Genomic DNA, 26829 nt, shown 5'->3' on the forward strand with positions numbered 1-26829 from the left:
CCCCCTTAGAACACAGTGCAAAGAACTTCGCCGCCGACACCGGCAGCGCGCGCAGCACGATCCGTCATCACACCTTTGTTGGTGGAGACGATAGACACGCCCAGACCGCCACGAACTTTCGGCAGATCTTCAGCGGACTTGTACTGACGCAGGCCTGGACGGCTAACGCGCTTCACTTCCTCGATGACCGAACGGCCTTCGAAGTACTTCAGCTCGATGGACAGCAGTGGCTTGATTTCGCTGCTGATCTGATAACCCGCAATGTAGCCTTCGTCTTTCAGGACTTTGGCAACAGCTACCTTCAACTTGGAAGATGGCATGCTTACGACGGACTTTTCAGCCATCTGGGCATTACGGATACGAGTTAGCATGTCCGCTAACGGGTCCTGCATACTCATGGGCTAGACGCTCCTAATACAAAAAAATTAGCCTTGCGGCTACATATGTCGCCGAGAATCTTCCGAGCGTAAAAAACACGGGCTCAGGCGAGCCGCGTATTTTAGACACAGTCCGGAAATGAAACAAGCCCCAAAAGGGGCTTGTTCCAGATTCAAGGCCACCGGCGGTCAGTATCTTGCGAAACCGACCACCTTGACGTTGAAAGTACTTACCAGCTGGCTTTAACCAGACCTGGTACGTCACCACGCATTGCCGCTTCACGCAGTTTGTTACGGCCGAGGCCGAACTTGCGGTAAACGCCGTGTGGACGACCGGTCAGGCGGCAGCGGTTACGCATGCGCGAAGCGCTTGCGTCACGTGGCTGCTTCTGCAGAGCAACTGTAGCTTCCCAACGCGCTTCTGGACTTGCGTTCAGATCAACGATGATTGCTTTCAGTGCTGCACGCTTCTTGGCGTACTTGGCAACCGTGAGCTGACGTTTCAGCTCGCGGTTTTTCATGCTCATCTTGGCCATGGTCCTACTCCAATCAGTTGCGGAACGGGAATTTGAAAGCACGCAACAGGGCGCGACCTTCATCATCGTTCTTGGCAGTGGTGGTCAGGGTGATGTCCAGACCGCGGAGAGCATCGATCTTGTCGTAGTCGATTTCCGGGAAAATGATCTGCTCTTTCACGCCCATGCTGTAGTTACCACGACCATCGAAGGACTTGGCATTCAGGCCGCGGAAGTCGCGGACCCGAGGCAGGGAGATCGACAGCAGACGATCCAGGAATTCGTACATACGCTCACGGCGCAGAGTCACTTTGACGCCGATCGGCCAGCCTTCGCGGACTTTAAAGCCTGCGATGGATTTCCGAGCGTAAGTCACAACGACTTTTTGACCGGTGATCTTTTCCAGGTCAGCAACAGCGTGCTCGATGACTTTTTTGTCACCGACCGCTTCGCCCAAACCCATGTTCAGGGTGATTTTGGTAACGCGTGGAACTTCCATCACGTTCGAAAGCTTAAGTTCTTCCTTAAGTTTCGGTGCGATTTCTTTCCAGTAAATCTCTTTTAGTCGTGCCATGGTCTTCTACCTAGCAGTGTTCAAGCATCAACCGCTTTTTGGGTCGACTTGAAGACACGAATTTTCTTGCCATCTTCTACTTTGAAACCAACGCGGTCAGCCTTGTTGGTTTCGCCGTTGAAAATGGCGACGTTAGAAGCGTCCAATGGAGCTTCTTTTTCGACGATACCGCCTTGCACGCCCGACATCGGGTTAGGCTTGGTATGACGCTTGACCAGGTTCAGACCACCGATAACCAGACGGTTATTAGCGAGAACCTTAAGCACCTTACCGCGCTTACCTTTGTCTTTGCCGGCGATCACGATGATCTCGTCGTCACGACGAATCTTTTGCATGTCGGATCTCCTTACAGCACTTCTGGGGCGAGCGAGACGATCTTCATGAACTTCTCAGTACGAAGTTCACGGGTCACTGGCCCAAAGATACGGGTGCCGATAGGCTCTTGCTTGTTGTTCAGAAGAACAGCAGCGTTGCCATCAAAGCGGATAATGGAGCCATCAGCACGGCGTACGCCGTGACGAGTGCGGACTACAACAGCAGTCATCACTTGGCCTTTTTTCACTTTACCGCGAGGAATTGCTTCCTTGACGGTAACCTTGATGATGTCACCGATACCAGCGTAACGACGATGGGAGCCACCCAGCACCTTGATGCACATAACGCGGCGAGCGCCGCTGTTATCGGCCACATCGAGCATGGATTGAGTCTGAATCATATAATTTCTCCGACCCCTAGTCCTTAGACTTCCACAGCGCGTTCGAGAACATCAACCAGTGCCCAAGACTTGGTCTTGGCCAGCGGACGAGTTTCACGAATAGTGACTTTGTCGCCGATGTGGCACTGATTGGTTTCGTCGTGCGCGTGCAGCTTAGTCGAACGCTTAACATATTTACCGTAAATCGGGTGCTTAACGCGACGCTCGATCAAAACGGTGATGGTTTTGTCCATCTTGTCGCTGACAACACGGCCAGTCAGCGTACGGACAGTCTTTTCGGCTTCAGCCATGATCACTTACCTGCCTGCTGGTTGAGCACAGTCTTCACGCGAGCGATGTCACGCTTAACTTGCGAGAGCAGATGAGACTGCCCCAACTGGCCAGTTGCTTTCTGCATACGCAGATTGAACTGGTCGCGCAGCAGGCCGAGCAGTTGCTCGTTCAGCTGCTGTGCGGATTTTTCACGAAGTTCATTCGCTTTCATCACATCACCGTCCGTTTAACAAAGGCGGTGGCGAGCGGCAGCTTTGCAGCAGCCAGGGCAAAAGCCTCACGCGCCAGCTCTTCAGTTACACCCTCGATTTCATACAGGACTTTGCCTGGCTGAATCTGGGCTACCCAGTATTCCACGTTACCCTTACCTTTACCCATACGAACCTCGAGAGGTTTTTTGGAGATCGGCTTGTCCGGGAATACACGGATCCAGATCTTGCCGCCACGTTTTACGTGACGGGTCAGAGCACGACGCGCTGACTCGATCTGACGAGCGGTGAGACGACCACGAGCTACAGACTTCAGCGCGAACTCGCCGAAGCTGACTTTGCTACCGCGCTGAGCCAGACCACGGTTGTGGCCTGTCATCTGCTTGCGGAACTTCGTACGCTTAGGTTGCAACATTTGGCGTACCCCTTACTTAGCAGCTTTTTTACGAGGCGCTGGTGCTTGTGGTTTCAGTTCTTCTTGGCGACCACCAATTACTTCGCCTTTGAAGATCCAAACCTTTACACCGATCACACCGTAAGTGGTGTGAGCTTCGTAGTTGGCATAGTCGATGTCGGCACGCAGGGTGTGCAGTGGCACACGACCTTCGCGATACCATTCAGTACGTGCGATTTCAGCACCGCCGAGACGACCGCTCACTTGGATTTTGATGCCTTTGGCACCAATGCGCATAGCGTTCTGTACAGCGCGCTTCATAGCGCGACGGAACATTACACGACGCTCCAGCTGCTGAGCTACGCTCTGCGCAACCAGCATACCGTCGAGCTCCGGCTTGCGGATCTCTTCGATATTGATGTGCACAGGCACACCCATTTGCTTGGTCAGGTCCTGACGCAGTTTCTCAACATCTTCACCTTTCTTCCCGATAACGATACCTGGACGAGCGGTGTGGATGGTGATACGTGCGGTTTGCGCCGGGCGATGGATATCGATACGGCTTACGGACGCGCTTTTTAGTTTGTCTTGGAGATACTCACGCACCTTCAGATCAGCGAACAAATAGTCCGCATAAGTCCGGCCATCTGCGTACCAGACGGAGGTGTGTTCCTTGACGATTCCCAGGCGAATGCCAATGGGATGTACTTTCTGACCCATCTCTTCGACTCCGTTACTTGTCAGCAACCTTGACAGTGATATGGCAAGACCGCTTGACGATGCGATCAGCACGGCCTTTGGCACGTGGCATGATTCGCTTCAGCGAACGCCCTTCGTTGACGAAAACGGTGCTGACTTTAAGGTCATCAACGTCTGCGCCTTCGTTATGCTCGGCGTTGGCTACGGCCGACTCCAGCACTTTCTTCATGATCTCGGCGGCTTTCTTACTGCTGAAAGCCAACAGGTTGAGCGCTTCGCCCACCTTCTTCCCGCGGATCTGGTCGGCGACCAAGCGGGCTTTCTGGGCGGAGATTCGAGCGCCCGACAACTTAGCGGCTACTTCCATTTCCTAACCCCTTAACGCTTGGCTTTCTTGTCTGCCACGTGCCCACGATAAGTGCGGGTACCGGCAAACTCGCCCAGTTTGTGGCCGACCATGTCTTCGTTAACGAGAACTGGGACGTGTTGACGACCGTTGTGTACTGCGATGGTCAAACCGACCATTTGTGGCAGGATCATCGAACGACGCGACCAGGTTTTAACTGGTTTGCGATCGTTCTTTTCCGCCGCCACTTCGATCTTCTTCAGTAGGTGAAGATCAATAAAAGGACCTTTTTTCAGAGAACGTGGCACTGTCGTATCCCTCTATTTACTTGCGACGACGGACGATCATTTTGTCGGTACGCTTATTACCACGAGTCTTCGCGCCCTTAGTCGGGAAGCCCCATGGCGATACCGGATGACGACCACCAGAGGTACGACCTTCACCACCACCGTGTGGGTGGTCAACCGGGTTCATGGCAACACCACGAACGGTTGGGCGAACGCCACGCCAGCGTTTGGCACCAGCTTTACCCAGCGAACGCAGGCTGTGCTCGGAGTTCGAGACTTCGCCCAGGGTCGCACGGCATTCAGCCAGCACTTTACGCATCTCACCAGAACGCAGACGCAGGGTCACGTAGACACCTTCACGGGCGATCAGCTGAGCCGAAGCACCAGCGGAACGAGCGATTTGCGCGCCTTTACCTGGCTTCAATTCGATGCCGTGTACGGTGCTACCAACTGGAATGTTGCGCAGTTGCAGAGCGTTGCCCGGCTTGATCGGTGCCAAGGCACCTGCGATCAGCTGGTCGCCAGCACTCACGCCTTTAGGGGCGATGATGTAGCGACGCTCGCCATCTGCGTACAGCAGCAGAGCGATGTGAGCAGTACGGTTTGGATCGTATTCAATACGCTCGACAGTGGCGGAGATGCCATCTTTGTCGTTGCGACGGAAATCGACCAGACGATAATGCTGCTTATGGCCACCACCGATGTGACGAGTGGTAATGCGACCATTGTTGTTACGACCACCAGTCTTCGATTTTTTCTCGAGCAGCGGTGCGTGAGGAGCGCCTTTATGCAGCTCCTGGTTGACCACCTTGACCACAAAACGGCGGCCAGGGGAAGTCGGTTTGCATTTAACGATTGCCATGATGCACCCCTTCCTTACTCAGCACTGCTGCTGAAATCGAGATCTTGGCCTGGCTGAAGGGAGATAACCGCCTTCTTCCAGTCATTACGCTTGCCCAGACCGCGAGCAGTGCGCTTGCTCTTACCCAGAACATTCAGGGTAGTAACACGCTCTACTTTCACGCTGAACAGGCTTTCGACGGCCTTCTTGATTTCCAGCTTGGTTGCGTCAGTTGCAACCTTGAAAACGAACTGGCCTTTCTTGTCAGCCAGAACCGTAGCCTTTTCGGAAACGTGCGGGCCAAGCAGAACTTTAAATACGCGTTCCTGGTTCATCCCAGCAGCTCCTCGAATTTCTTCACGGCCGACACGGTGATCAACACCTTGTCGTATGCGATCAGACTAACTGGATCGGAACCTTGCACGTCACGTACATCAACGTGTGGCAGGTTGCGAGCAGCCAGGTACAGGTTCTGATCAACAGCTTCGGACACGATCAAAACGTCGGTCAGGCTCATGTTGGTCAGTTTGCCCAGCAGTTCTTTGGTTTTTGGACTTTCAACAGCGAAGTCCTGAACCACGACCAGACGATCGGTACGCACGAGTTCAGCAAGGATGGAGCGCAGTGCTGCGCGGTACATCTTCTTGTTGAGCTTCTGCGAGTGATCCTGTGGACGAGCTGCGAAAGTGGTACCGCCGCCACGCCAGATTGGGCTACGGATAGTACCGGCACGAGCACGGCCAGTGCCTTTCTGACGCCAAGGGCGCTTACCGCCACCACGTACGTCGGAACGGGTCTTTTGCTGCTTGCTACCTTGACGGCCGCCGGCCATGTAGGCCACGACTGCTTGGTGAACGAGCGTCTCGTTGAATTCGCCGCCAAATGTCAGTTCGGAAACTTCGATCGCTTGAGCGTCATTTACATTTAATTGCATGTCAGCTTCCCCTTAACCGCGAGCCTTGGCCGCTGGACGTACAACCAGGTTGCCGCCAGTAGCGCCAGGAACAGCACCCTTGACCAACAACAGATTGCGTTCAGCGTCGACGCGCACTACTTCGAGGGACTGCACGGTCACGCGCTCAGCGCCCATATGACCGGACATTTTTTTGCCCTTGAATACACGACCAGGAGTCTGGCACTGGCCAATAGAGCCCGGGACGCGGTGGGAAACGGAGTTACCGTGAGTGTTGTCTTGACCACGGAAATTCCAACGCTTGATCGTACCCTGGAAGCCTTTACCCTTGGACTGACCGGTTACATCAACCAGTTGACCAGCGGCGAAGATTTCAGCGTTGATCAGATCGCCAGCCTGGTAGTCGCCGTCTTCAAGACGGAACTCCATGACGGTGCGACCAGCTGCAACGTTTGCTTTAGCGAAGTGACCTGCTTGAGCAGCAGTCACGCGCGAAGCACGACGCTCGCCGACAGTGACTTGCACTGCACGATAGCCATCGGTTTCTTCAGTTTTGAACTGGGTGACGCGATTCGGTTCGATCTCAATGACCGTGACCGGAATGGAGACACCTTCTTCGGTGAAAATACGGGTCATACCGCATTTACGACCGACTACACCAATAGTCATGTTGTAAACCTCATGAGTGTACGGGGCTTTCACCCGCTATGGCCGCCCATTTCAGAGCGTTACACGACTAAGACCCAAGTCTTAGCCGAGGCTGATCTGTACTTCCACACCGGCCGCCAGATCAAGCTTCATAAGTGCATCAACGGTTTTATCCGTTGGCTGGACGATGTCCAGTACGCGCTTATGAGTGCGGATCTCGTACTGGTCACGCGCGTCTTTGTTGACGTGCGGGGAGACCAGAACGGTGAACCGCTCTTTACGGGTAGGCAGTGGAATTGGACCACGCACTTGAGCACCAGTACGTTTCGCGGTTTCCACGATTTCCTGGGTGGATTGGTCGATCAGGCGATGGTCAAAAGCCTTCAACCTGATACGGATTTGCTGATTTTGCATTGGATTTCAGACTCCGGCTGCTATTCCCAGCGAGCGCAATACGCCCGTTAAAAGGAGGCGCAATTCTATAGACGGCCCTGATAGGTGTCAACCCAATAAAAAAGGCCCCCGCTGAGCGGGGGCCTTTTCAAAACATCAGAGCTATCTCAGAAGAGATAATTACTCGATGATTTTAGCTACAACGCCAGCACCAACGGTACGGCCGCCTTCACGGATTGCGAAACGCAGACCGTCTTCCATAGCGATGGTTTTGATCAGGGTGACAACCATTTTGATGTTGTCGCCTGGCATTACCATTTCTACGCCTTCCGGCAGTTCGCAGTTACCAGTTACGTCGGTAGTACGGAAGTAGAACTGTGGACGGTAGCCTTTGAAGAACGGAGTGTGACGGCCGCCTTCTTCTTTGCTCAGCACGTACACTTCAGCTTCGAACTTGGTGTGCGGCTTAACCGAACCTGGCTTGACCAGAACCTGGCCACGCTCAACGTCGTCACGCTTGGTACCACGCAGCAGAACGCCGCAGTTCTCGCCAGCACGACCTTCGTCGAGCAGCTTACGGAACATTTCAACACCGGTGCAGGTGGTGACGGTAGTGTCACGCAGACCAACGATTTCCAGTGGATCCTGAACCTTGACGATACCGCGCTCGATACGACCAGTTACAACAGTACCGCGACCGGAGATCGAGAATACGTCTTCGATTGGCATCAGGAACGGCTTGTCGATAACACGGACTGGATCTGGGATGTAGCTGTCCAGAGTCTCAACCAGTTTACGAACGGACGTGGTGCCCATTTCGTTATCGTCTTTGCCTTCCAGAGCCATACGAGCAGAACCGATGATGATCGGAGTGTCGTCACCTGGGAAGTCGTAAGTGCTCAGCAGGTCGCGCACTTCCATCTCAACCAGTTCCAGCAGCTCAGCGTCGTCTACCAGGTCAGCCTTGTTCAGGTAAACCACGATGTACGGAACGCCAACCTGACGGGACAGCAGGATGTGCTCACGGGTTTGTGGCATCGGACCATCAGCGGCCGAGCAAACCAGGATTGCGCCGTCCATCTGGGCAGCACCGGTGATCATGTTCTTCACATAGTCAGCGTGACCTGGGCAGTCAACGTGAGCGTAGTGACGGATCAGCGAGTTGTATTCAACGTGCGCGGTGTTGATGGTGATACCACGAGCTTTCTCTTCTGGTGCGCTGTCGATTTTATCGAAATCAACGATTGCGGAACCGAATACTTCGGAGCAAACGCGAGTCAGAGCAGCAGTCAGAGTGGTTTTACCGTGGTCAACGTGACCGATGGTGCCAACGTTGACGTGCGGTAGGGAACGATCAAATTTTTCTTTAGCCACGACAATTAACTCCTTGCCTAAAGGACTGAATCAGCCTTGTTTTTTGGATACAGTTTCAGCGATGTGCGCCGGAGCTGTGTTGTATTTTTTGAATTCCATAGAGTAGCTTGCGCGACCCTGGGACATGGAGCGAACGTCGGTCGCATAACCGAACATCTCACCCAACGGAACCTCGGCGCGAATCACTTTGCCGGAAACCGTGTCTTCCATACCCAAGATCATGCCGCGACGACGGTTAAGGTCGCCCATGACATCACCCATATAGTCTTCAGGTGTAACAACTTCTACCGCCATGATTGGCTCAAGCAACTCACCACCGCCCTTCTGGGCCAGTTGCTTGGTTGCCATGGAGGCAGCCACCTTAAACGCCATCTCGTTGGAGTCGACGTCGTGGTAAGAACCGTCAAAAACGGTTGCTTTCAGGCCGATCAGCGGATAGCCGGCAACAACACCGTTCTTCATCTGCTCTTCGATACCCTTCTGGATAGCAGGGATGTATTCCTTAGGAACAACACCACCTACTACTTCGTTCACGAATTGCAGACCTTCCTGACCTTCGTCAGCAGGAGCAAAACGGATCCAGCAGTGACCGAACTGACCACGACCGCCGGACTGACGAACGAACTTGCCTTCGATTTCACAGTTCTTCGTGATGCGCTCACGATAGGAAACCTGAGGCTTACCGATGTTGGCTTCGACGTTGAACTCACGGCGCATCCGGTCAACCAGGATGTCCAGGTGCAGCTCGCCCATGCCGGAGATGATCGTTTGACCAGTCTCTTCATCAGTCTTGACGCGGAAAGATGGATCTTCCTGAGCAAGCTTGCCCAGAGCGATACCCATTTTTTCCTGGTCATCCTTGGTCTTTGGCTCAACGGCAACCGAAATAACCGGCTCCGGGAAGTCCATGCGAACCAGGATGATTGGCTTGTCAGCGTTGCACAAGGTTTCACCGGTGGTGACGTCCTTCATGCCGATCAAGGCCGCGATGTCACCAGCGCGTACTTCCTTGATCTCTTCACGGGCGTTTGCGTGCATTTGCACCATACGACCCACGCGCTCTTTCTTGCCTTTAACCGAGTTGATCACGCCGTCGCCGGAGTTCAACACGCCCGAGTAAACGCGGACGAAGGTCAAGGTACCCACGAATGGGTCGGTGGCAATTTTAAATGCCAGAGCGGAGAACGGTTCTGCGTCGTCTGCATGACGCTCCAGCTCGATAGTCTCGTCATCCGGGTCAGTACCCTTGATGGCAGGAATATCAACCGGTGCCGGCAGGTAGTCGATCACAGCATCGAGAACCAGGGGAACGCCCTTGTTCTTGAACGAGGAACCGCAAACAGCCAGGACGATTTCGCCAGCGATAGTACGCTGACGCAGAGCGGCCTTGATTTCCACGTTGGTGAGCTCTTCACCTTCGAGGTACTTGTTCATCAGCTCTTCGTTGGCTTCGGCCGCAGCCTCAACCATGTTGTTGCGCCATTCGTCAGCCAGCTCCTGCAGTTCAGCAGGGATAGGCTTGCGAACAGGAACCATACCTTTGTCGGCATCGTTCCAGTAGACAGCTTCCATGGTCAACAGATCGATCTGACCCTGGAAATTATCTTCGGAACCGATAGCCAACTGGATTGGCACCGGGGTGTGACCCAAGCGCTGCTTGATCTGACCGATCACGCGCAGGAAGTTCGCACCGGCACGGTCCATCTTGTTTACGTAAACAAGACGTGGAACGCCGTATTTGTTGGCTTGACGCCATACGGTTTCCGACTGCGGTTCAACACCCGAGGTACCGCAGAACACAACGACAGCGCCGTCGAGTACGCGCAGGGAACGCTCAACTTCAATGGTGAAGTCTACGTGGCCCGGGGTATCGATTACGTTGAAGCGGTGCTCATCTTTGTACTGCTTCTCGGAACCCTTCCAGAAGGCGGTAATGGCAGCAGAAGTAATGGTAATACCACGCTCCTGCTCCTGAACCATCCAGTCTGTGGTCGCGGCGCCATCATGCACCTCGCCCATCTTGTGACTTTTGCCGGTGTAAAACAGTACGCGCTCGGTGGTGGTGGTTTTACCAGCATCCACGTGAGCGACGATACCGATGTTACGGTAGCGGCTAATCGGAGTAGTACGAGCCATAAAGCCCTCGCAAAATTAGTGAAGCTAAAATTAGAAGCGGTAGTGCGAGAAAGCTTTGTTGGCTTCAGCCATACGGTGCACGTCTTCACGCTTCTTAACAGCAGCACCTTTACCTTCAGCAGCGTCCAACAGTTCGCCGGCCAAACGCAGAGCCATAGACTTCTCGCCGCGCTTACGGGCGAAGTCTACCAACCAGCGCATTGCCAGGGCGTTACGACGGGACGGACGAACTTCAACCGGAACCTGGTAAGTAGCACCGCCTACACGGCGCGACTTCACTTCGACCAGCGGAGCGATGGCGTCGAGAGCTTTCTCGAAGATTTCCAGGGGGTCGCTGTTCTTGCGTTCTTTAACCTTTTCCAGCGCGCCATAAACGATACGCTCGGCAACGGCTTTCTTGCCGCTTTCCATCACGTGGTTCATGAACTTGGCCAGAATTTGGCTTCCGTATTTTGGATCGTCAAGCACTTCGCGCTTGGCTGCTACGCGTCTTCTTGGCATGGATAAGCCCTCAAACGGTCTTCAGGTTCGCTCGGAATCGGTGCCCTTTCGGGACGCCTCCGACCTTACTCTTATCGACTCAGAAAATAAGATGATTCAGTTTTACAAAAAGCCGCTACTACTTAGGCTTCTTGGTACCGTACTTCGAACGACCCTGGTTACGACCTTTAACGCCGGAAGTATCCAAGGAGCCGCGTACGGTGTGGTAACGAACACCTGGCAAGTCTTTTACACGACCGCCGCGGATCAGTACCACGCTGTGCTCTTGCAGGTTGTGGCCTTCACCGCCGATGTACGAGGAAACCTCGAAACCGTTGGTCAGGCGCACACGGCATACTTTACGCAGTGCCGAGTTAGGTTTTTTCGGCGTGGTGGTATACACACGGGTGCATACGCCACGACGTTGCGGGCAGTTCTGCAGCGCAGGCACGTCGGATTTCTCGACGATACGCTTACGCGGCTGACGTACCAGCTGGTTGATAGTTGCCATCTACTAGCTCCACTGTTGTCTTGCGACGCTATTGTCTTGCAAGAAAAGCAAAATGGCAGGAACGAATTCCCGCCAAATTTAGGGGTACAAGAGTCTAAAGAGGATCTTGTCCCCAGTCAAGGCAAGGCCCCGACCTCCCCTCTCGTCGAATCGGGGCATATATGCCTCGATCCGACGAATGGGGGTGTCAGGGCCCGGCCTCATCTATCGCAGAACTCAGTTACCGCTTGAGTTCAGCGCTTCGGTCAGTGCAGCTTCCACTTCACTGGCGCTCACGCGCAACGGCTTGTCAGCATCACGGCGGCGCTTGCGCTCGCTGTGGTAAGCCAAACCGGTACCGGCCGGGATCAAACGACCCACGACTACGTTTTCTTTCAGGCCGCGCAGGTAATCGCGCTTGCCGGTTACCGCTGCTTCGGTCAGTACACGAGTGGTCTCCTGGAAGGAGGCCGCCGAGATGAACGACTCAGTGGACAACGACGCCTTAGTGATACCCAGCAGCACGCGAGTGAACTTGGAAACGAATTTCTCGTCGTTCGCCAGGCGCTCGTTTTCCACCAGTACGTGAGTCAGTTCCATCTGGTCGCCCTTGATGAAACTGGAATCGCCGGATTCAGCGATTTCAACTTTACGCAACATCTGACGCAGGATGGTCTCGATATGCTTGTCGTTGATCTTCACGCCTTGCAGGCGATAAACGTCCTGGATCTCGTTAACGATGTACTTGGCCAGCGCACTCACACCCAGCAGACGCAGGATGTCGTGTGGATCGCTCGGGCCGTCGGAGATAACTTCGCCGCGGTTTACCTGTTCGCCTTCGAAGACGTTCAGGTGACGCCACTTCGGAATCAGCTCTTCGTACGGATCGCTACCGTCGTTCGGGGTAATGACCAGACGGCGCTTGCCCTTGGTCTCTTTACCGAACGCGATGGTGCCGCTGACTTCAGCCAGAATCGACGCTTCTTTCGGGCGACGCGCTTCGAACAAGTCGGCAACACGCGGCAGACCACCGGTGATGTCGCGAGTTTTCGACGTTTCTTGCGGGATACGCGCGATAACATCACCGATCGCGATCTTCGCACCATCCGCTACACCGACCAGGGCGTTGGCTGGCAGGAAGTACTGAGCGATTACGTCAGTGCCTGGCAGCAACAGATCCTTGCCGTTGTCGTCGACCATCTTCACGGCAGGACGGATGTCTTTGCCGGCAGCTGGACGGTCTTTGGCGTCGAGTACTTCAATGTTGGTCATACCGGTCAATTCGTCAGTCTGACGCTTGATCGTGATGCCTTCTTCCATGCCCACGTAGGTCACGGTACCTTTCATTTCGGTAACGATTGGGTGGGTGTGCGGGTCCCACTTGGCCACGATTGCGCCAGCGTCGACCTTGTCACCTTCCTTGACCGAAATCACAGCACCGTACGGCAGCTTGTAACGCTCACGCTCACGACCGTAGTCATCAGCGATTGCCAGCTCACCGGAACGGGACACAGCGACCAGGTGGCCATCCACTCGCTCAACGTGCTTGAGGTTATGCAGGCGGACGGTACCGCCATTCTTCACCTGAACACTGTCGGCTGCGGAGGTCCGGCTTGCCGCACCACCGATGTGGAACGTACGCATGGTCAGCTGGGTACCCGGCTCACCGATGGACTGGGCAGCGATAACGCCGACCGCTTCACCGATGTTCACCTGGTGACCACGAGCCAAGTCACGGCCGTAGCACTTGGCGCAGATGCCGTAGCGGGTTTCGCAGCTGATCGGCGAGCGAACGATCACTTCGTCGATGCTGTTGAGTTCGATGAACTCGACCCACTTCTCGTCTACCAGGGTGCCGGCAGGAACGATAACTTCCTCGGTACCTGGCTTGAACACGTCACGGGCAATCACACGACCCAATACGCGCTCACCCAGTGGCTCTACAACGTCACCGCCTTCAATGTGCGGAGTCATCAGCAGGCCGTGCTCGGTGCCGCAATCGATCTCGGTTACAACCAGATCTTGTGCAACGTCTACCAGACGGCGCGTCAGGTAACCGGAGTTAGCGGTTTTCAACGCGGTATCCGCCAGACCTTTACGAGCACCGTGAGTGGAGATGAAGTACTGAAGTACGCTCAAACCTTCACGGAAGTTCGCGGTAATCGGCGTTTCGATGATGGAGCCATCCGGCTTGGCCATCAGGCCACGCATACCGGCGAGCTGACGGATCTGCGCAGCAGAACCCCGTGCGCCCGAGTCGGCCATCATGTACATCGAGTTGAAAGACTCTTGATCGACTTCGACGCCATGACGGTCGATGACTTTCTCTTTCGAGAGGTTGGCCATCATCGCCTTGGACACTTCGTCGTTGGCCTTGGACCAAAGGTCGATCACTTTGTTGTACTTCTCGCCCTGGGTTACCAGGCCGGAGGCGTACTGGCTCTCGATCTCTTTCACTTCGTCAGTGGCGGCACTGATGATGCGAGCTTTTTCATCCGGGATAACGAAGTCGTTAACGCCGATGGAAACGCCGGAGATAGTCGAGTAAGCGAAACCTGTGTACATCAACTGGTCAGCGAAGATAACGGTCTCTTTCAAACCAACCACGCGGTAGCACTGGTTGATCAGCTTGGAGATCGCCTTTTTCTTCATCGGCAGGTTGACGACGTCGTACGACAGACCTTTTGGCACAACTTGATACAACAGCGCACGGCCGACAGTAGTGTCGACAATACGGACATTGCTCACGCTGCCGCCATCACGGTCGTTGACGGTTTCGTGGATCCGCACTTTAACCTTGGCGTGCAGTGCGGCTTCGCCGGCACGGAACACACGGTCAACTTCCTGCAGGTCAGCGAATACGCGACCTTCGCCCTTGGCGTTGATCGCTTCACGGGTCATGTAGTACAGACCCAATACAACGTCCTGCGACGGAACGATGATTGGCTCACCGTTGGCTGGCGACAGAATGTTGTTGGTCGACATCATCAACGCGCGCGCTTCCAACTGGGCTTCCAGTGTCAGCGGTACGTGCACGGCCATTTGGTCGCCGTCGAAGTCGGCGTTGTACGCAGCACAGACCAGAGGGTGCAGCTGGATAGCCTTACCTTCGATCAGTACCGGTTCAAACGCCTGGATACCCAGACGGTGGAGGGTCGGTGCACGGTTGAGGAGAACCGGGTGTTCGCGAATCACTTCAGCGAGAACGTCCCAAACCTCTGGCAGTTCGCGCTCGACCATTTTCTTGGCCGCTTTGATGGTGGTCGCCAGACCGCGCATTTCCAGCTTGCCGAAGATGAACGGCTTGAACAGCTCGAGTGCCATCTTCTTGGGCAGACCGCACTGGTGCAGACGCAGGGTCGGGCCTACGGTAATTACCGAACGACCGGAGTAGTCAACACGCTTACCGAGCAAGTTCTGACGGAAACGACCCTGCTTACCCTTGATCATGTCAGCCAGGGATTTCAGAGGACGCTTGTTGGAACCGGTGATAGCACGGCCACGACGACCGTTGTCGAGCAAGGCGTCGACGGCTTCCTGCAACATACGCTTTTCGTTGCGCACGATGATGTCCGGAGCGGACAGATCAAGCAGGCGCTTCAAGCGGTTGTTACGGTTGATCACGCGGCGGTACAGGTCGTTGAGGTCGGACGTCGCGAAACGACCACCGTCCAACGGTACCAGCGGACGCAGGTCTGGCGGCAGAACCGGCAGAACGGTCAGCACCATCCACTCTGGCAGGTTGCCGGAACCCTGGAAGGCTTCCATCAACTTCAGACGCTTGGACAGCTTCTTGATCTTGGTTTCGGAGTTGGTTTGCGGAATTTCTTCGCGCAGACGGCCAATCTCGTGCTCCAGGTCGATAGCGTGCAGCAGTTCGCGGACAGCTTCGGCACCCATGCGGGCATCGAAATCGTCACCGAACTCTTCCAGCGCTTCGAAGTACTGCTCATCGTTCAGCAGCTGACCTTTTTCAAGGGTGGTCATGCCTGGATCGATAACGACGTAGCTCTCGAAGTAGAGAACGCGTTCGATATCACGCAGGGTCATGTCCATCAGCAAGCCGATACGGGACGGCAGCGATTTCAGGAACCAGATGTGGGCAACCGGCGAAGCCAGTTCGATGTGCGCCATGCGCTCACGACGAACCTTGGCCAGTGCAACTTCAACGCCGCACTTCTCGCAGATCACACCGCGGTGCTTCAAGCGCTTGTACTTACCGCACAGGCACTCGTAATCCTTTACCGGGCCAAAGATCTTGGCGCAGAACAGGCCGTCACGCTCAGGTTTGAACGTACGGTAGTTGATGGTTTCCGGCTTTTTAACTTCACCGAACGACCACGAACGGATCATCTCAGGCGATGCCAACCCAATACGGATGGCGTCGAACTCTTCGACTTGACCCTGGTTTTTCAGCAAATTCAGTAGGTCTTTCAAGGCCTTTCCTCCTGGCGGAGCAGAGAGCGGGCCAAACGGCCTCGCTCTCGATTCGCGTCACGTGTTATTCGGTTTCCAGATCGATATCGATGCCGAGGGAACGAATTTCTTTGATCAACACGTTGAAAGACTCGGGCATGCCCGGCTCCATACGGTGATCGCCGTCCACGATGTTTTTGTACATCTTGGTACGACCGTTCACATCGTCCGACTTCACTGTGAGCATTTCTTGCAGAGTGTATGCAGCACCGTATGCTTCCAGTGCCCAGACCTCCATCTCCCCGAAACGCTGACCACCGAACTGAGCCTTACCACCCAGCGGCTGCTGGGTAACCAGGCTGTACGAACCGGTAGAACGAGCGTGCATCTTGTCGTCTACCAAGTGGTTCAGCTTCAGCATGTACATGTAGCCAACAGTAACCGGGCGCTCGAACTTGTTGCCGGTACGGCCATCGAACAGCTGCATCTGGCCGCTTTCCGGCAGGTCCGCCAGTTTCAGCATGGCCTTGATTTCGCTTTCCTTGGCACCGTCGAACACCGGGGTAGCCATTGGAACGCCGCCGCGCAGGTTCTTCGCCAGATCCAGGATTTCCTGGTCGGTGAAGGTGTCCAGCTCTTCGTTGCGACCGCCGATCTCGTTGTAGATCTCGTGCAGGAACTTACGCAGGTCAGCGACCTTGCGTTGCTCTTCGATCATACGGTTGATCTTCTCGCCCAGACCTTTGGCCGCGAGGCCCAGGTGGGTTTCGAGGATCTGACCAACGTTCATACGCGAAGGTACGCCCAACGGGTTGAGGACGACGTCGACCGGGGTGCCATTGGCATCGTGCGGCATGTCTTCAACCGGCATGATCACGGAGACCACACCTTTGTTACCGTGACGACCGGCCATCTTGTCGCCCGGCTGGATGCGGCGACGGATTGCCAGGTAAACCTTGACGATTTTCAGCACGCCCGGAGCCAGGTCATCGCCCTGCTGCAGTTTGCGCTTCTTGTCTTCGAACTTGTCGTCCAGCAGACGGCGGCGATCAACGATATAGGCCTGAGCCTTCTCGAGCTGCTCGTTCAGAGCATCTTCAGCCATGCGCAGTTTGAACCACTGGCCGTGCTCAAGACCGTCGAGGATTTCGTCGGTGATGTCCTGACCTTTCTTCAGGCCTGCGCCGCCTTCAGCCTTGTGGCCTACCAGAGCGGAACGCAGACGTTCGAAGGTCGCGCCTTCAACGATACGGAACTCTTCGTTCAGATCCTTGCGGATCTCGTCGAGTTGGGTCTTCTCGATGGACAGTGCACGAGCATCACGCTCAACGCCGTCGCGGGTGAAGACCTGTACGTCGATGACAGTACCCTTGGTACCGGTAGGTACGCGCAGGGAGGTGTCTTTAACGTCGCTGGCTTTTTCACCGAAGATGGCACGCAGCAGCTTCTCCTCCGGAGTCAGTTGGGTCTCGCCTTTCGGAGTGACCTTACCGACCAGGATGTCGCCTGCGCCAACTTCAGCACCTACGTAAACGATACCGGCTTCGTCCAGCTTGTTCAGTGCAGCTTCACCCACGTTAGGGATGTCTGCAGTGATTTCCTCTGGCCCAAGCTTGGTGTCACGTGCCACACAGGTCAGTTCCTGGATGTGGATCGTGGTAAAGCGATCTTCTTGAACAACGCGTTCCGACAGGCAGATGGAGTCTTCGAAGTTGTAACCGTTCCAGGCCATGAACGCGATGCGCATGTTCTGACCCAGTGCCAGCTCACCCATATCGGTGGACGGGCCATCGGCCATGATATCGCTACGCTGAACGCGGTCACCCTTACGCACCAGCGGACGCTGGTTGATGCAGGTGTTCTGGTTCGAACGGGTGTATTTGGTCAGGTTGTAGATGTCGACACCGGCTTCACCGGTTTCAACTTCGTCATCGGCAACACGAACCACGATACGGCTGGCATCAACGGAGTCGATCACGCCACCACGACGAGCCACGACGCAAACGCCGGAGTCACGGGCTACGTTACGCTCCATGCCGGTACCTACCAGCGGCTTGTCGGCGCGCAGAGTCGGTACAGCTTGACGCTGCATGTTGGAACCCATCAACGCACGGTTGGCGTCATCGTGTTCCAGGAACGGGATCAGCGACGCTGCAACCGACACTACCTGCTTGGGCGATACGTCCATCAAGGTGACGTCTTCCGGCGCCTTGACGGTGAACTCGTTCAAGTGACGAACAGCTACCAGCTCGTCGATCAGGACTTTTTTGTCGTTCATCGTGGCCGAAGCCTGAGCGATCACGTGATCAGCTTCTTCGATGGCGGACAGGAACACGATCTCGTCGGTGACCAAGCCTTCTTTCACCACACGGTACGGGCTCTCGAGGAAGCCGTACTGGTTGGTGCGCGCATAAGCGGCCAGGGAGTTGATCAGACCGATGTTCGGACCTTCCGGCGTTTCGATCGGGCAGACACGACCGTAGTGCGTCGGGTGTACGTCACGGACTTCGAAGCCTGCGCGCTCACGGGTCAGACCGCCCGGGCCCAGTGCCGAAACACGGCGCTTGTGGGTGATCTCGGAGAGCGGGTTGTTCTGGTCCATGAACTGCGAGAGCTGGCTGGAACCGAAGAACTCTTTCACCGCCGCAGCCACTGGCTTGGCGTTGATCAGGTCTTGCGGCATCAGGCCTTCGCTTTCAGCCATCGACAGACGCTCTTTGACCGCACGCTCAACACGTACCAGGCCAACGCGGAACTGGTTCTCGGCCATTTCGCCTACGCAGCGAACACGACGGTTACCCAGGTGGTCGATGTCATCGACGATGCCTTTACCGTTACGGATGTCGACCAGGGTCTTCAGTACCGCGACGATGTCTTCCTTGCACAGCACGCCCGAACCTTCGATCTCGGTACGACCGATACGACGGTTGAACTTCATCCGGCCGACCGCAGACAGGTCATAACGCTCAGGGCTGAAGAACAGGTTGTTGAACAGGGTTTCGGCAGCATCTTTGGTAGGTGGCTCACCAGGACGCATCATGCGATAGATCTCGACCAGCGCTTCCAATTGGTTGCTGGTGGAGTCGATCTTCAGGGTGTCGGAGATGAACGGACCGCAGTCGATGTCGTTGGTGTACAGGGTCTCGATGCGAACGACTTGAGCCTTGGCGATTTTGGCCAGGATCTCGGTGTTCAGCTCGGTGTTGCACTCAGCCAGGATTTCGCCTGTCGCCGGGTGAACGATGACCTTGGCGGTAGTGCGACCCAGGACGTAGTCCAGCGGCACTTCCAGCTCTTTGAGACCGGCTTTTTCGATCTGGTTGATGTGGCGCGCGGTGATACGGCGGCCGGCTTCAACAATGACCTTGCCCTTTTCATCCTGGATGTCCAGGACGGCAATTTCACCACGCAGACGCGAAGCGATCAGCTCCAGCTTGAGGGTTTCATCCTTCAGGCTGAATACGTTGGTGGTGTAGAAGGCGTCCAGCACTTGCTCAGTGGTATAGCCGAGCGCGCGCAGCAGTACCGAGGCCGGCAGCTTACGACGACGGTCGATACGCACGAACACGCAGTCTTTCGGGTCGAACTCGAAGTCCAACCACGAACCGCGGTACGGAATGATCCGCGCGGAGTACAGGAGCTTACCGGAGCTGTGCGTCTTGCCGCGGTCGTGGTCGAAGAACACGCCCGGGGAACGGTGCAGCTGGGAAACGATTACGCGCTCGGTACCGTTGATAACGAAGGTACCGTTCTCAGTCATCAGGGGGATTTCACCCATGTAGACTTCTTGCTCTTTGATGTCCTTGATCGCTTTGTTCGACGACTCTTTGTCGAAGATGATCAGACGGACTTTTACCCGCAAAGGTACGGCGTACGTAACACCGCGCAACACGCATTCTTTGACATCAAATGCCGGTTCGCCCAGGCGATAACCGACGTACTCCAGCGCAGCATTGCCGGAGTAGCTGATGATCGGGAAAACGGATTTGAAGGCCGCATGCAGGCCCACGTCGCGGAACTGATCTTTGGTCGCTCCCGCCTGCAAGAATTCACGATACGAATCCAGCTGGATAGCCAGAAGGTACGGGACATCCATGACGTCCGGCAACTTGCTAAAGTCCTTGCGGATACGTTTTTTCTCAGTATATGAGTAAGCCATCAGCGTTCCCCAGCTTGGTCACCTGCTTGTTTGGCCCTCCCGACGGGAGCAGCCAGAAAATCTTGCAAACCCCATGGTTTGCACCACCGCATCGGGTGGCTACAGCGCGTTAATGGCGGCGACCGAGTCGACAGCCAAGAACGGAAAAAGGCCGGTGGCAAGAGCCACCAGCCATCAGCCTTCAGCTTAAAGCTTGGGCTGGAGACGCAAGGTCGATGCTTACTTCAGCTCGACTTTAGCGCCTGCTTCTTCCAGAGTAGCTTTGGCTTTGTCAGCAGCGTCTTTCGACACAGCTTCCAGAACCTGGGCAGGAGCGCCGTCAACTACAGCCTTGGCTTCTTTCAGGCCCAGACCGGTCAGTTCACGTACTGCCTTGATCACGTTTACTTTCTTCTCGCCAGCTTCCAGCAGCATGACGTTGAATTCGGTTTGCTCTTCAGCAGCGACAGCAGCAACAGCTGGGCCAGCGGAAGCAGCGGCAGCGGAAACGCCGAATTTTTCTTCGAAAGCTTTGATCAGCTCAACAACCTGCAGAACCGACATTTCAGCTACGGCGTTGAGGATATCGTCTTGGGAGATAGACATTGCTGTATTTCCTGAATTGGGGGACGGCCTACGCGGCCATCGAAATAAACAAAAATACGCGAAAGAATTTGCTCAGCCTTAGGCTGCGGCAGCTTCTTTTTGCTCGCGAACTGCAGCCAGAGTACGAGCCAGCTTGCTGGTAGCGCCTTGAATCACGCTCATCAGCTGCGAAATAGCTTCGTTACGGGTCGGCAGTGTTGCCAGTACGTCGATTTGGTTAGCTGCGAGGAACTTGCCCTCGAACGCAGCTGCCTTGATCTCGAACTTATCCTGACTCTTGGCGAATTCCTTGAACAAACGGGCAGCAGCGCCTGGATGGTCCTTGGAGAACGCGATCAGAGTCGGGCCGGTGAACACGTCGTTGAGAACACTGTATTCAGTGTCAGCAACAGCGCGCTTGAGCAGGGTGTTACGTACAACACGTACGTACACGCCAGCTTCACGAGCCTCTTTACGGAGTCCGGTCATAGCGCTTACTGTCACACCACGGGCATCAGCCACGACAGCGGACAGAGCAGCTTTGGCAGCCTCGTTGACTTCAGCGACGATGGCCTTCTTGTCTTCGAGATTAATTGCCACGGGTTTAACTCCTGCTTGTTACCGTTTCATCCGGCCTAGGCCTGATGTCGTTTTGGTGTCTGATTCGGTAAGGAACCGGGAGCACCATCTGCGTAGGCTTGTTGGTTTAAGACTTGCGTCGCCTACGGTCTTGGATAGCCCCCGCCAGGCAGGGACCCCAATCTTTCAATTGACGCAATCGCTCGCGCCAACCTGTGTCTTATACGTCCAGCGAGCCTTGGTCGATGACCAGACCTGGGCCCATAGTGGTGCTCAGGGTAACGCGCTTGACGTAGATACCTTTCGAGGAAGCAGGCTTGATACGCTTCAGATCAGCGATCAGGGCTTCAACGTTTTCCTTCAGCTTGACGGCATCAAAGCCGACTTTGCCAACGGAGGTGTGAATGATGCCGTTTTTGTCGGTGCGATAACGAACCTGACCAGCCTTGGCGTTTTTAACCGCGGTAGCTACGTCTGGCGTTACGGTGCCGACTTTAGGGTTAGGCATCAGGCCGCGTGGACCCAGGATCTGACCCAACTGACCTACAACGCGCATTGCATCCGGGGAAGCAATAACAACGTCATAGTTCAGGTCGCCGCCTTTCATTTCGGCAGCCAGGTCGTCCATGCCAACGCGATCGGCGCCAGCGGCCAGAGCAGCTTCGGCGGCCGGGCCTTGGGTGAAGACAGCAACACGTACAGTCTTGCCAGTACCGTGTGGCAGCACAGTAGCGCTACGAACGACCTGGTCGGATTTACGTGGGTCAACACCCAGGTTCACAGCAACGTCAACGGACTCGCTGAACTTGACAGTCGACAGCTCGGTCAGCAGGGCAGCAGCGTCTACAAAGTTGTAGGACTTGCCCGCTTCGATTTTGCCGGCGATAGCCTTTTGGCGCTTGGTCAGCTTAGCCATTACACACCCTCCACGTTAAGGCCCATGCTACGAGCAGAACCGGCGATGGTACGCACGGCTGCATCCATATCAGCTGCAGTCAGATCCGCGTTTTTGGTTTTCGCGATTTCTTCCAGCTGAGCACGAGTTACGGTGCCAACCTTAACGGTGTTCGGACGAGCGGAACCGCTAGTCAGACCAGCAGCTTTCTTCAGAAGAACCGAAGCCGGAGTCGACTTGGTTTCGAAAGTGAAGCTACGGTCGCTGTATACAGTGATGATCACTGGAGTCGGCAGACCTGGTTCAATACCCTGAGTACGGGCGTTGAAGGCCTTGCAGAATTCCATGATGTTCACGCCGTGCTGACCCAGAGCTGGACCGACGGGTGGGCTAGGGTTGGCCTGAGCGGCCTTCACTTGCAGCTTGATGTAAGCGGTAATCTTCTTGGCCATGAGGCACTCCAATTACGGGTTCAAGCGCCTCGAAAGGCTCCCCGGTTACTTGCGCGTTTATCCCAGTGACGACAAAACCCCACAGCCTAGGCTGTGGGGTTGGGATGCTTGCTCAGCTAGACCTTCTCGACCTGGCTGAACTCCAACTCTACCGGAGTAGAGCGACCGAAAATGAGCACCGCCACTTGGATCCGGCTCTTTTCGTAGTTAACTTCTTCGACAGTGCCGTTGAAATCAGCAAACGGACCATCTGTGACACGAACAACCTCGCCTGGCTCGAACAATGTCTTCGGCTTAGGCTTGTCGCTACCGTCAGCAACACGACGCAGAATTGCTTCCGCCTCTTTATCGGTGATCGGTGCAGGCTTGTCGGCAGTACCGCCAATGAAGCCCATGACGCGAGGAGTGTCCTTGACCAAGTGCCAAGTACCTTCGTTCATGTCCATCTGCACCAGCACGTAGCCAGGAAAGAACTTACGTTCACTCTTGCGCTTCTGGCCATTCCGCATTTCAACCACTTCTTCAGTGGGAACCAGAATTTCGCCGAAGCCATCTTCCATGCCTGCCAGCTTTACGCGCTCCAGCAAAGAGCGCATAACATGCTTCTCGTAACCCGAGTAAGCATGCACAACGTACCAACGCTTAGCCACGGGACACCCTTAGCCAACAATCAAGGAAACAAGCCAGCCGAGCAGGGAATCGAGCCCCCACAACAGCAACGCCATAACCAGAACAACAGCCACGACAATCAATGTGGTCTGTGTGGTTTCTTGGCGAGTCGGCCAAACGACTTTACGAATTTCAGTGCGAGCTTCCTTTACCAGGACCGCGAAGGACTTGCCCTTGGCAGTCTGCAGGCCTACAAAGGCGGCTACAGCAGCAAGGGCGAGCAAAGCGAGAACGCGGTACAGGATCGGCGAAGCAGAATAGTACTGATTGCCAACAACGCCTACGACCACCAAGGCGACTACTGCGAGCCACTTGACCAGATCGAAACGAGAGCTTTGAGCTTCAGCCTTAGGAGTCATCTATGAAGATCCTGTGAAAAGAAAGCCAGACACACCACGTGAATCTGGCAGGTCAGGAGGGAATCGAACCCCCAACCTACGGTTTTGGAGACCGTCGCTCTGCCAATTGAGCTACTGACCTAAAACAAAATCAGGCCGGCCATTATGCAGGCCTGAAAAAGACTTTACAACAACCAACCCCAACAGACTTGAAATCACTGACATCCAACGCCAGAAACAGCACGATACAAGCCGAGGCAGCTGTTAAAACAAAGGCAGATATTTTCATATCTGCCTTGTTATATGGAGCTCTTGAGCGGATTTGAACCGCTGACCTCACCCTTACCAAGGGTGTGCTCTACCAACTGAGCTACAAGAGCAAAACACCTTGCACAACCTGCAAACTTGGAGCGGGTAGCGGGAATCGAACCCGCATCATCAGCTTGGAAGGCTGAGGTTCTACCACTAAACTATACCCGCGGAGCTTGCAGCTCACGCTAAAATGGTGGAGGGGGAAGGATTCGAACCTTCGAAGTCGTAGACGTCAGATTTACAGTCTGATCCCTTTGGCCGCTCGGGAACCCCTCCTAAGCGAGCCGGCATTTTACATCACGCCGACCTTCTGTCAAGCATTTTCTCATTTAAATTATGAGGTTAGCTGCGTTGACGTTGCTTCGCATCAAAAGCCTTAAAGGTCTTCACTGCGAAGCGGGCGCCATTCTATGCAAACTATTGGAGAGTTGCAATGCCTTCGCACAGCATTATTTTATGTTTTAACTCATTGAATTCCTTAGCAAGGTTTTCAAAGGGCAGATCATCCGCCAGGCGCCTGCTTTCAGGGGACACTCGGAGCCAATAACCGGTTGCTTCAGGCATGTTCAGCAATTGGACCTTGACCTTTATATCCAGGCTCGTGAGGCGCTGTTCCAAGGATTGCGCCTGGCGCTGATCGGCAAACCCGCCAATGTACAAGCAGGTATTTTGCGTGTCGGACGATTTCGCACGATCCCTGCGAGCCACCGAATCGGAAGATTCACTCAGCAGTTTTATATCCTGCTGGGAGCCACGATAAAGACTCAGAGGAGTGACATCCTTGGCGCGCAACGGCGCCTCTTGCTGATGCCATATGTAATAGAAGACATTAAGAATCAGTAGAAGCAGAAACAACCAACGCATAAGCACCTCAGGGCAAAGGGCACGCCATTGCCAGGCCAATAAATACCAGATCCGGCACAAGCCGTGCCTGCGGCACAGCGTCAAAGACCAGGTCAGCATCTCCGCCAGTCAGGAATACCGTGAAGCTATCTCCCCAATAACTCCTGGCGAGCTCGATCTGGGTGAGCACAAACCCTCTCAGCATCAGCGTACAGCCACGCTCGACCGCCTCGACCGTTGTACGCCCGGGCGACAGGCGCTCCAGAGCGCGCTCAGCGGACGCATCGTCGTAGCGTATCTTGCGCGTATGGGTACGCAACTGGTTGCGCATAAGCGGCAGGCCAGGACAAATGAAGCCTCCCAAATGCTTGCCATCGGCATCAATGAAATCTGCAGTCGCCGCCGTGCCAAAATCCAACACCAGGCAGGGGCCGGACGCTAGCTTGTACCCTCCAAGGATCGCCAGCCAACGGTCCAGGCCAAGCCGCTCGAAGTCCTCATAGCCATTGCGAACGCCCGCCATTTCCACCGCGGACGTCGCACACGAGACCGTAATGCCAAAAGCGTCAATCAACGTCTCGACCAGCTTGTCCGTTTCCTCCAGGGCGCGAACACTCACCAGTCGACAACGCGTCAGTGCCATGTCCGGCACCGCATTCAAACTCTCAATCAATGCCACATTCGAACCGACCACGCCCTCCGCAAAGGCGCTCACCCTGTCGAGATTCAGCACTCGCCATTTGATAAAGCTATTCCCACAGTCGAGCTCAAGAATCATCACGCAACCTCAGGCTTAACTCACCACCGCTGTATGTTTTTTCGACACCGTCTACGTCCAGGCGCAACGCTCCTTGACGATCAACACCGAGCACTACTCCATCAACACGATTCACACCCGCGATAAGTGATACCGCGCGCCCTTGCCACGCATGATTTTGCTCCCATTCCTCCTGGAGGGCCGCAAAGCCAGATACCCTGTGTCGATCGAGGTAGCGCTGCAGTTGCAGGCTGACCTGGGCCACCAGAGCATTACGGTCAGCAGCAGATCCAGTCTCGAGCTGCACCGATGTCCATTGCTGATCAACCTCGGCAGCCCTCTGCATATTCACGTTGATCCCGATACCGATTACCACGTGACAGATATCCGCCGGATCCCCAACCAACTCCAGCAATATCCCCGCGATTTTCTTGCGCCCGACCAATACGTCATTGGGCCATTTCAAGACGGCATCCTGAACACCCGACTCTCGCAGAGCCTGAATGACCGCCAAGCCAACAACAAGACTTAGCCCTTCCAGTTGCCGGAGGCCATCCTCAATACGCAGTACCAGGCTGTAATAGATGTTTTGGGCGAACGGGCTGACCCACTTTCGGCCGCGCCTACCGCGCCCAGCCATTTGCTGCTCAGCTAATACCAGGAAAGGCACAGCCCGCGCGACATCAACCATGCGCAACGCCTCTGCGTTGGTGGAATCAATCGAGTCGTAGATATGGATGGGCCAGGACAACGACGCTGCACTTCGCGTAATCCCTTCAGCATTCAGAAACACCAATGGCGACGCTAACTGGTACCCCTTACCACGCACCTTATGAATAGGTAGATTCAATTCGGCCTCAAGAAGCTGAAGCTGCTTCCACACGGCACTGCGACTAACGCCCAGGGCGGCACCCAGCGCCTCTCCGGAATGGAATCGGCCATCTTTCAGAAGTTCTAACAGCGTAAGCATGCAGGTATCGCCTCACAATGAGGCACGCATGATAGCCATGCGAAGAGGCATTGCATAGAAAGGCCGCACTTCCCCAGGCCGCGGTGAGCGCTCTTATCATTTTCGACCGCCCAAAACAAAACCCCAACTGCTTTCGCAATTGGGGTTCTGGAATTTAATCTTGACGATGACCTACTCTCACATGGGGAAACCCCACACTACCATCGGCGAT

The 26829-nt window shown here is 55.1% G+C and carries 31 protein-coding genes and 4 tRNA genes; all 35 read right to left on the bottom strand.

Annotated elements, in window-relative coordinates:
• Positions 1–5 precede the first annotated feature (5 nt).
• The 35 genes from rpsH to birA all read right to left on the bottom strand — a co-directional run bounded on the left by rpsH (position 6) and on the right by birA (position 26618).
• Complete coding sequence (rpsH, locus tag BFP90_RS00215; RefSeq protein ID WP_003176413.1) at positions 6–398, bottom strand: 30S ribosomal protein S8; 393 nt, start codon at positions 396–398, stop codon at positions 6–8.
• A gap of 209 nt (positions 399–607) precedes the next feature.
• Positions 608–913: a 30S ribosomal protein S14 gene (gene rpsN / locus BFP90_RS00220; RefSeq protein ID WP_003176414.1), complete on the bottom strand. Its 306-nt coding sequence runs from the start codon at positions 911–913 to the stop codon at positions 608–610.
• A gap of 13 nt (positions 914–926) precedes the next feature.
• Entirely contained in the window at positions 927–1466 is a 540-nt protein-coding gene (gene rplE, locus BFP90_RS00225) for a 50S ribosomal protein L5 (protein WP_003176415.1), read from the bottom strand.
• A gap of 20 nt (positions 1467–1486) precedes the next feature.
• Complete coding sequence (gene rplX, locus BFP90_RS00230) at positions 1487–1801, bottom strand: 50S ribosomal protein L24 (RefSeq protein WP_003176416.1); 315 nt, start codon at positions 1799–1801, stop codon at positions 1487–1489.
• 11 nt (positions 1802–1812) lie between these two features.
• The gene (gene rplN, locus BFP90_RS00235) at positions 1813–2181 is read right to left on the bottom strand and encodes a 50S ribosomal protein L14 (protein ID WP_002555479.1); all 369 of its coding nucleotides are present in this window, start codon (positions 2179–2181) and stop codon (positions 1813–1815) included.
• Between the two features lie 23 nt (positions 2182–2204).
• Complete coding sequence (gene rpsQ / locus BFP90_RS00240; RefSeq protein WP_003176419.1) at positions 2205–2471, bottom strand: 30S ribosomal protein S17; 267 nt, start codon at positions 2469–2471, stop codon at positions 2205–2207.
• 2 nt (positions 2472–2473) lie between these two features.
• A complete protein-coding gene (gene rpmC, locus BFP90_RS00245) occupies positions 2474–2665 on the bottom strand; it encodes a 50S ribosomal protein L29 (protein WP_002555481.1) in 192 nt (63 codons plus the stop codon).
• Positions 2665–3078 carry a 50S ribosomal protein L16 gene (rplP, locus tag BFP90_RS00250; protein WP_003232424.1) on the bottom strand — a complete coding sequence of 138 codons (414 nt, stop codon included), beginning with the start codon at positions 3076–3078 and terminating at the stop codon, positions 2665–2667. The genes rpmC and rplP overlap by 1 nt, the downstream gene beginning before the upstream one ends.
• Before the next feature lie 12 nt (positions 3079–3090).
• The gene (rpsC, locus tag BFP90_RS00255) at positions 3091–3777 is read right to left on the bottom strand and encodes a 30S ribosomal protein S3 (RefSeq protein ID WP_003176422.1); all 687 of its coding nucleotides are present in this window, start codon (positions 3775–3777) and stop codon (positions 3091–3093) included.
• A gap of 13 nt (positions 3778–3790) precedes the next feature.
• A complete protein-coding gene (gene rplV, locus BFP90_RS00260; RefSeq protein ID WP_003103908.1) occupies positions 3791–4123 on the bottom strand; it encodes a 50S ribosomal protein L22 in 333 nt (110 codons plus the stop codon).
• A gap of 11 nt (positions 4124–4134) precedes the next feature.
• A complete protein-coding gene (gene rpsS, locus BFP90_RS00265) occupies positions 4135–4410 on the bottom strand; it encodes a 30S ribosomal protein S19 (protein ID WP_002555486.1) in 276 nt (91 codons plus the stop codon).
• 16 nt (positions 4411–4426) lie between these two features.
• The gene (gene rplB / locus BFP90_RS00270; protein ID WP_003176423.1) at positions 4427–5251 is read right to left on the bottom strand and encodes a 50S ribosomal protein L2; all 825 of its coding nucleotides are present in this window, start codon (positions 5249–5251) and stop codon (positions 4427–4429) included.
• Between the two features lie 14 nt (positions 5252–5265).
• On the bottom strand, positions 5266–5565 hold the full coding sequence (gene rplW, locus BFP90_RS00275; RefSeq protein WP_002555488.1) for a 50S ribosomal protein L23: 300 nt from the start codon (positions 5563–5565) through the stop codon (positions 5266–5268).
• Positions 5562–6164, bottom strand: a complete 603-nt coding sequence (gene rplD / locus BFP90_RS00280; protein ID WP_057014518.1) for a 50S ribosomal protein L4 — start codon at positions 6162–6164, stop codon at positions 5562–5564. The genes rplW and rplD overlap by 4 nt, the downstream gene beginning before the upstream one ends.
• A 12-nt stretch (positions 6165–6176) precedes the next feature.
• Positions 6177–6812 (bottom strand): 50S ribosomal protein L3, encoded by a 636-nt coding sequence (rplC, locus tag BFP90_RS00285; protein ID WP_003194649.1) that lies wholly within the window; start codon positions 6810–6812, stop codon positions 6177–6179.
• 81 nt (positions 6813–6893) lie between these two features.
• The gene (gene rpsJ / locus BFP90_RS00290; RefSeq protein ID WP_003186070.1) at positions 6894–7205 is read right to left on the bottom strand and encodes a 30S ribosomal protein S10; all 312 of its coding nucleotides are present in this window, start codon (positions 7203–7205) and stop codon (positions 6894–6896) included.
• A 159-nt stretch (positions 7206–7364) separates the two neighbouring features.
• Positions 7365–8558 carry an elongation factor Tu gene (tuf, locus tag BFP90_RS00295; protein ID WP_003176426.1) on the bottom strand — a complete coding sequence of 398 codons (1194 nt, stop codon included), beginning with the start codon at positions 8556–8558 and terminating at the stop codon, positions 7365–7367.
• A gap of 30 nt (positions 8559–8588) precedes the next feature.
• Positions 8589–10694, bottom strand: coding sequence for an elongation factor G (fusA, locus tag BFP90_RS00300; protein ID WP_015886136.1), 2106 nt, complete (start codon positions 10692–10694; stop codon positions 8589–8591).
• A gap of 30 nt (positions 10695–10724) precedes the next feature.
• Positions 10725–11195, bottom strand: a complete 471-nt coding sequence (gene rpsG, locus BFP90_RS00305; RefSeq protein WP_002555493.1) for a 30S ribosomal protein S7 — start codon at positions 11193–11195, stop codon at positions 10725–10727.
• A 118-nt stretch (positions 11196–11313) separates the two neighbouring features.
• Complete coding sequence (rpsL, locus tag BFP90_RS00310; protein WP_002555494.1) at positions 11314–11685, bottom strand: 30S ribosomal protein S12; 372 nt, start codon at positions 11683–11685, stop codon at positions 11314–11316.
• A gap of 216 nt (positions 11686–11901) precedes the next feature.
• On the bottom strand, positions 11902–16101 hold the full coding sequence (rpoC, locus tag BFP90_RS00315; RefSeq protein WP_065888415.1) for a DNA-directed RNA polymerase subunit beta': 4200 nt from the start codon (positions 16099–16101) through the stop codon (positions 11902–11904).
• 64 nt (positions 16102–16165) lie between these two features.
• Complete coding sequence (gene rpoB, locus BFP90_RS00320; protein WP_057724824.1) at positions 16166–20239, bottom strand: DNA-directed RNA polymerase subunit beta; 4074 nt, start codon at positions 20237–20239, stop codon at positions 16166–16168.
• A 219-nt stretch (positions 20240–20458) separates the two neighbouring features.
• Entirely contained in the window at positions 20459–20824 is a 366-nt protein-coding gene (gene rplL / locus BFP90_RS00325) for a 50S ribosomal protein L7/L12 (protein WP_003176432.1), read from the bottom strand.
• 78 nt (positions 20825–20902) lie between these two features.
• Complete coding sequence (rplJ, locus tag BFP90_RS00330; RefSeq protein ID WP_056861893.1) at positions 20903–21403, bottom strand: 50S ribosomal protein L10; 501 nt, start codon at positions 21401–21403, stop codon at positions 20903–20905.
• A 199-nt stretch (positions 21404–21602) separates the two neighbouring features.
• Entirely contained in the window at positions 21603–22298 is a 696-nt protein-coding gene (gene rplA / locus BFP90_RS00335) for a 50S ribosomal protein L1 (protein ID WP_003176434.1), read from the bottom strand.
• Complete coding sequence (gene rplK / locus BFP90_RS00340) at positions 22298–22729, bottom strand: 50S ribosomal protein L11 (RefSeq protein ID WP_003210097.1); 432 nt, start codon at positions 22727–22729, stop codon at positions 22298–22300. The genes rplA and rplK overlap by 1 nt, the downstream gene beginning before the upstream one ends.
• 116 nt (positions 22730–22845) lie before the next feature.
• Positions 22846–23379, bottom strand: coding sequence for a transcription termination/antitermination protein NusG (gene nusG / locus BFP90_RS00345; protein WP_003176436.1), 534 nt, complete (start codon positions 23377–23379; stop codon positions 22846–22848).
• 9 nt (positions 23380–23388) lie between these two features.
• Positions 23389–23757, bottom strand: coding sequence for a preprotein translocase subunit SecE (secE, locus tag BFP90_RS00350; protein WP_003194658.1), 369 nt, complete (start codon positions 23755–23757; stop codon positions 23389–23391).
• A 45-nt stretch (positions 23758–23802) separates the two neighbouring features.
• Positions 23803–23878, bottom strand: a tRNA-Trp gene (locus BFP90_RS00355).
• Positions 23879–24040: 162 nt separating this feature from the next.
• Positions 24041–24116 (bottom strand) — tRNA-Thr (locus tag BFP90_RS00360).
• A 26-nt stretch (positions 24117–24142) separates the two neighbouring features.
• A tRNA-Gly gene (locus BFP90_RS00365) sits at positions 24143–24216 on the bottom strand.
• A 23-nt stretch (positions 24217–24239) separates the two neighbouring features.
• A tRNA-Tyr gene (locus BFP90_RS00370) sits at positions 24240–24324 on the bottom strand.
• A 141-nt stretch (positions 24325–24465) separates the two neighbouring features.
• A complete protein-coding gene (locus tag BFP90_RS00375; protein ID WP_065891602.1) occupies positions 24466–24912 on the bottom strand; it encodes a hypothetical protein in 447 nt (148 codons plus the stop codon).
• A gap of 7 nt (positions 24913–24919) precedes the next feature.
• Positions 24920–25669, bottom strand: a complete 750-nt coding sequence (locus BFP90_RS00380) for a pantothenate kinase (protein WP_065891601.1) — start codon at positions 25667–25669, stop codon at positions 24920–24922.
• Positions 25659–26618: a bifunctional biotin--[acetyl-CoA-carboxylase] ligase/biotin operon repressor BirA gene (gene birA / locus BFP90_RS00385; RefSeq protein WP_065891600.1), complete on the bottom strand. Its 960-nt coding sequence runs from the start codon at positions 26616–26618 to the stop codon at positions 25659–25661. The genes BFP90_RS00380 and birA overlap by 11 nt, the downstream gene beginning before the upstream one ends.
• Positions 26619–26829 lie beyond the last annotated feature (211 nt).

The sequence above is a fragment of the Pseudomonas sp. 24 E 13 genome, from assembly GCF_900004715.1.
In the GTDB taxonomy this organism is placed as follows: Bacteria; Pseudomonadota; Gammaproteobacteria; order Pseudomonadales; family Pseudomonadaceae; genus Aquipseudomonas; species Aquipseudomonas orientalis_A.

Excerpts from the sequence above, each read along its gene's own strand:
- rpsH (WP_003176413.1), bottom strand. The coding sequence starts at position 398 with ATGAGTATGCAGGACCCGTTAGCGGACATGCTAACTCGTATCCGTAAT.
- rpsN (WP_003176414.1), bottom strand. The coding sequence starts at position 913 with ATGGCCAAGATGAGCATGAAAAACCGCGAGCTGAAACGTCAGCTCACG.
- rplE (WP_003176415.1), bottom strand. The coding sequence starts at position 1,466 with ATGGCACGACTAAAAGAGATTTACTGGAAAGAAATCGCACCGAAACTT.
- rplX (WP_003176416.1), bottom strand. The coding sequence starts at position 1,801 with ATGCAAAAGATTCGTCGTGACGACGAGATCATCGTGATCGCCGGCAAA.
- rplN (WP_002555479.1), bottom strand. The coding sequence starts at position 2,181 with ATGATTCAGACTCAATCCATGCTCGATGTGGCCGATAACAGCGGCGCT.
- rpsQ (WP_003176419.1), bottom strand. The coding sequence starts at position 2,471 with ATGGCTGAAGCCGAAAAGACTGTCCGTACGCTGACTGGCCGTGTTGTC.
- rpmC (WP_002555481.1), bottom strand. The coding sequence starts at position 2,665 with ATGAAAGCGAATGAACTTCGTGAAAAATCCGCACAGCAGCTGAACGAG.
- rplP (WP_003232424.1), bottom strand. The coding sequence starts at position 3,078 with ATGTTGCAACCTAAGCGTACGAAGTTCCGCAAGCAGATGACAGGCCAC.
- rpsC (WP_003176422.1), bottom strand. The coding sequence starts at position 3,777 with ATGGGTCAGAAAGTACATCCCATTGGCATTCGCCTGGGAATCGTCAAG.
- rplV (WP_003103908.1), bottom strand. The coding sequence starts at position 4,123 with ATGGAAGTAGCCGCTAAGTTGTCGGGCGCTCGAATCTCCGCCCAGAAA.
- rplB (WP_003176423.1), bottom strand. The coding sequence starts at position 5,251 with ATGGCAATCGTTAAATGCAAACCGACTTCCCCTGGCCGCCGTTTTGTG.
- rplW (WP_002555488.1), bottom strand. The coding sequence starts at position 5,565 with ATGAACCAGGAACGCGTATTTAAAGTTCTGCTTGGCCCGCACGTTTCC.
- rplD (WP_057014518.1), bottom strand. The coding sequence starts at position 6,164 with ATGCAATTAAATGTAAATGACGCTCAAGCGATCGAAGTTTCCGAACTG.
- rplC (WP_003194649.1), bottom strand. The coding sequence starts at position 6,812 with ATGACTATTGGTGTAGTCGGTCGTAAATGCGGTATGACCCGTATTTTC.
- rpsJ (WP_003186070.1), bottom strand. The coding sequence starts at position 7,205 with ATGCAAAATCAGCAAATCCGTATCAGGTTGAAGGCTTTTGACCATCGC.
- fusA (WP_015886136.1), bottom strand. The coding sequence starts at position 10,694 with ATGGCTCGTACTACTCCGATTAGCCGCTACCGTAACATCGGTATCGTC.
- rpsG (WP_002555493.1), bottom strand. The coding sequence starts at position 11,195 with ATGCCAAGAAGACGCGTAGCAGCCAAGCGCGAAGTGCTTGACGATCCA.
- rpsL (WP_002555494.1), bottom strand. The coding sequence starts at position 11,685 with ATGGCAACTATCAACCAGCTGGTACGTCAGCCGCGTAAGCGTATCGTC.
- rpoB (WP_057724824.1), bottom strand. The coding sequence starts at position 20,239 with ATGGCTTACTCATATACTGAGAAAAAACGTATCCGCAAGGACTTTAGC.
- rplL (WP_003176432.1), bottom strand. The coding sequence starts at position 20,824 with ATGTCTATCTCCCAAGACGATATCCTCAACGCCGTAGCTGAAATGTCG.
- rplA (WP_003176434.1), bottom strand. The coding sequence starts at position 22,298 with ATGGCTAAGCTGACCAAGCGCCAAAAGGCTATCGCCGGCAAAATCGAA.
- rplK (WP_003210097.1), bottom strand. The coding sequence starts at position 22,729 with ATGGCCAAGAAGATTACCGCTTACATCAAGCTGCAAGTGAAGGCCGCT.
- secE (WP_003194658.1), bottom strand. The coding sequence starts at position 23,757 with ATGACTCCTAAGGCTGAAGCTCAAAGCTCTCGTTTCGATCTGGTCAAG.
- BFP90_RS00375 (WP_065891602.1), bottom strand. The coding sequence starts at position 24,912 with ATGCGTTGGTTGTTTCTGCTTCTACTGATTCTTAATGTCTTCTATTAC.
- BFP90_RS00380 (WP_065891601.1), bottom strand. The coding sequence starts at position 25,669 with ATGATTCTTGAGCTCGACTGTGGGAATAGCTTTATCAAATGGCGAGTG.
- birA (WP_065891600.1), bottom strand. The coding sequence starts at position 26,618 with ATGCTTACGCTGTTAGAACTTCTGAAAGATGGCCGATTCCATTCCGGA.